Source organism: Nocardiopsis sp. NPDC055824, from assembly GCF_053616335.1.
On the sequence record NZ_JBSHDN010000348.1, the window covers coordinates 1 to 3,748 of the forward strand.

The window sequence follows — 3,748 nt, forward strand, 5'->3', positions numbered from 1 at the left end:
CGCCTGATTTGACCTGAATCGCGGTTCAGGTCCTAACGTTGTCCCGTCACCCGGAAGAGAACGGACGCCGTTCCGCCCGAATCCCCGTGGGGCCGCCGGTCCCCGCGTGCCCAGGGCCGTCAGGCACGAAGACGACGAGGACCACATGGAAAACCTTCGGATCGCGGTCATCCTCGCTGGCAACAGCAGGGGCCGCACCGGCCCCGCCGTCTCGCGGTGGTTCGTGGAGCGCACGGCGAAGCACCCCGACCCCCGCCTGCGGTTCGATTTCCTGGACGTGGACGGCATCGGCCCCGAGGACGGCCACGGCGGCCCGATGGCGCCCCATGCGGCGGAGGTCGTCGACGCCGCCGACGGGTTCGTGGTCGTCACACCGGAGTACAACCACGGCTACCCCGGCGGGCTCAAGAGCGCGATCGACTCCGCGCGCCGGGAGTGGTTCGCCAAGGCCGTGGGGTTCGTCTCCTACGGCGGGATGTCCGGCGGCCTGCGGGCGATCGAGCAGCTGCGCTCGGTCTTCTCGGAGCTGCACACCGCGACCATCCGGGACACCGTCAGCCTGCACAACGCGCAGTCGATGTTCGGCGACGACGGCGAGCCCGCCGTGGACATGTCCGGCGCGGAGGCGGCCGTGGAGCGGATGCTGGGCCAGCTGGCCTGGTGGGCGCAGGCCCTGCGCGAGGCCCGCGAGCGCCGCCCCTACCCCGGCTAGCGGGCCGGCCGGAAGCGCTGCCCGTACGCCGTGAGTGGTCGCGGGACAGGGTGGGACGGGGTGGCCGCCGGGCTCGACGGCCGCCCCCGTCGGTCCCCGGGGCGGGCCGCCCCGGCCGAGGCGCTCGACTAGCTCCCCGTCGCCGCCACCACGTGACCCCGAGGCGCCGAGCCCCGCCACGAGTACGAGATCGCGGACGAGGGGCGGGTCCGCGCCCGCCCCGGCGCGGGGTCAGAGGTCGATGACCACCTTCACCTGGTCGCCGGCGGGCTCCGCGAACACCCGGGGGGCCAGGTCGAGCGGGAGCCGGCGGGTGATGAGCCCCCGCAGCCAGTCCCGGTCGGCCGCGGCCAGGTGCCGCGCCGCCAGCTCGTAGTGGCGGCGGTTCGCGTTGACCGAGCCGAAGAGCACGTCGTTGTCCAGGACCAGCCTCCGGCTCAGGCGGCCGGGGCTCACCTCGACGCGGGCGCGGCCGGCGCTGAGGCCGACGTAGCAGACGATCCCGTCGGCGGCGTTGTGGACCGCCGTGTCGAGGACGAGGGCTTCCGCGCCGGTGGTCTCGATGATCACGTCGAGCGCGAACTCCTGGGCGATCTCCGCGACGCCCCCCGTGTGGTAGGTCGCCCCCAGCGCGGCGACCAGGTCCGGCTTGGGGCCGCTCCCGACCCTGTCGAGGACGTGCACGTCGAGGCCGCGCCGGACCCCGATCAGGGCCGCCAGGAGTCCGATGGGCCCGGCGCCGGTGACGAGCGCGGTGCGCGGCTCGAACCAGGCCCGCCGTCCGATGCTCTCCACGTGCTCCCACGCCTTCGCCACGATCGTGGTCGGCTCCATCAGGACGCCGACCTCCTCCAGCGCCGGGTCGAGCCGGACCGCGTAGTCGGCCGGGACGGTCCACTGCTCCGAGCCGTAGCCGTGGATCTCCTTGATGCCGCGCTCCGTGAACCCGCCGTTGCGGCACATGTCGAACTCCCCGTGCGCGCACGGCCCGCAGGGGACGGGGTCGGGCCTGCGGACGATGCCGACCACCAGGTCGCCCGGGGCGAATCCGGACCCGGGCGGCGCCTCGCGCACCCGGCCGAGGGACTCGTGCCCCAGGACGAGGCGGTCGTGGCCGGGCGGGGCGGTGCCGTACTCGCCGTCGACGATCTCCTTGTCGGTCCCGCAGATTCCCAGCGCCACGCCGTCGACGAGGAGTTCCCCCTCCTCCGGCACCGGCGGGTCGACCTCGTCCACCGTCACCGACCCGGCCGTCATCGGCGTCACCATCAGAGCCCGCATGAGTCCCCCGCTGTCGTCGTGCGTACGGCGCGGCACGCGCCCGCCCTCGGGTACTGCCCCCGCCCCGCGGCCGGAAAGCCGGGTTGGGGGACTCATGTCCGCGTTATTGCCACGGTGGAGGCTTCGCCCGGGAGGTCAGCGGCGCCGCCGGCGCCACGAGTACCAGCGGTGCCGGTACCTGTCCACGGGCGGACGCCACGGCAGCCACGGCAGCCACGGGACCCCCGGGGGATGCGGGACCTCCAGGTCGGCCTCGTCCTCCCGCAACGCCTCCTCGGCCTCCTCGAACCTGATCCCGGCGAACACCATGATGTCGGTGGCGACCATCTCGACCGCCAGGTGTGTGGCGGTGGTCACGGGGTCGCCGCCCGTGTCCTGCGCGTCGAACCTCCGGGCGGACCGGAGGGCCCCCTCCACCGCCTCCTGGCGCGCCCGGCGGCTGCTGAGGTCGTCGGCGAGCGTGTACAGCACCGAGGCCATGCGGCTGACGACGGGCGCGAGCTCGTGGCGCTCGTCCTCGCTCATGGCCGCGGTGGTCCTCGCGAGGAACAGGCAGCTCTCCCCGAGCAGGATGAGGCGGTCGATCACCTCGTCCTCGGCGAGGACCGGCGCCGGGTCGCCCCACCGGATGGTGGAGAGGCGGACCGTGTGGCGGCTGTTCTCCCTGGCGCGGCTGAGCTCCGCCATCGGCCTGCTCAGGTCTCCCAGCCACGTGACCATCTCCTGGCTGGAGGATTCGTCGTCCCGCCGCAGCGCGCGGCCGGAGACGTCGAGCATGTGGGCCATCTCGGTCAGCGCGTCCGCCTCGATCCGGCGCAGGATGGCGACCAGCCTGGCGGGGAACAGCAGCTGGCTGAACACGAGCGCCACCCCGGCCCCGATGAGCGCGTCGGTGAGCCGGCCCAGCCCCGCGTGCCCTCCCCCGAAGTTCACGGCGAAGACCACGGTGAGGATCGCGCTGGCCGCCGCCTGGCCGATCACGATCCGCTGGACGCCGATCGCCAGGGCGGCCGTCATCGCCAGGCCGACGCCCAGTGCGAGCGCGCCGTAGCCGCCGCCCCCGGTGAGGGCGATCGCGACCTCGCCGGAGATGATGCCGAACACCACCCCCGTGAGCAGCCGGACCGCGTTGGCGCCCCGCTCCCCGCCCGAGGTGTTGAGCGCGATGACCGCCGCGATCGGCGCGAAGAAGGGGTCGTGGTCCTGGACGAGGCCGCCGGCCACGGTCCACGCCACCACCGCGGCCACGACGGCCTGGACCACCGACCAGAAGTGGACGGTCACGCGTTCCCGGGCGTCCTCGGCCGCGACCGCCAGCCGGCGCCGACCGGCGCGCAGCGGCGAGGGAGTCCTCCTCACGGCCGCCTCAGGGGCCGGGGGCCGGCGGGGTCGTGGGATCCGGGACCGGTCCGCCGCGGGGGCGGGTCCCGGCGGCACGGACGTGGAGCATGGCGACGCCTTCCTGTCCTGGACGCCCTGGGCGCGAACGGGCACTGCGTCCATGCTCCGCCGCGAGGGCCCGCGACGGGAGCGGACACACCGCAGGGGGGCGGGCATGGCCCAGTCCTTACCCTCGGCGTGCCGAGCGGGCTCCGGGGCCGCGCGGAGGAATCCTGCGCGAGGAGGGCGGGAAAGGCGGACGGGGCGGCGCCCCGGGGGCCCCCCCCCCGGGGGTCCCCCCCCAAAAACCAACCCACAAGATGCCCCACAAAAAAAGTCTGTGGGCGGGGGCCCCCCCCCCCCCCCCCCCACCCC

Annotated in this window: 3 protein-coding genes; 1 reads left to right on the plus strand and 2 read right to left on the minus strand. The window is 74.7% G+C overall.

Annotated features, from left to right (window positions below):
• The first annotated feature begins 145 nt into the window (after positions 1–145).
• Positions 146–712, plus strand: coding sequence for an NADPH-dependent FMN reductase (locus tag ACWGL3_RS31550; RefSeq protein WP_267948855.1), 567 nt, complete (start codon positions 146–148; stop codon positions 710–712).
• Between the two features lie 231 nt (positions 713–943).
• On the opposite strand, the gene ACWGL3_RS31555 is transcribed toward ACWGL3_RS31550, so the two are convergent.
• On the minus strand, positions 944–1,993 hold the full coding sequence (locus ACWGL3_RS31555; protein WP_267950300.1) for a glucose 1-dehydrogenase: 1,050 nt from the start codon (positions 1,991–1,993) through the stop codon (positions 944–946).
• A gap of 135 nt (positions 1,994–2,128) precedes the next feature.
• The gene (locus tag ACWGL3_RS31560) at positions 2,129–3,352 is read right to left on the minus strand and encodes an FUSC family protein (protein ID WP_431061489.1); all 1,224 of its coding nucleotides are present in this window, start codon (positions 3,350–3,352) and stop codon (positions 2,129–2,131) included.
• Positions 3,353–3,748 lie beyond the last annotated feature (396 nt).

Coding starts and splice junctions, on each gene's coding strand:
- ACWGL3_RS31555 (WP_267950300.1), bottom strand. CDS start 1,993: ATGCGGGCTCTGATGGTGACGCCGATGACGGCCGGGTCGGTGACGGTG.
- ACWGL3_RS31550 (WP_267948855.1), top strand. CDS start 146: ATGGAAAACCTTCGGATCGCGGTCATCCTCGCTGGCAACAGCAGGGGC.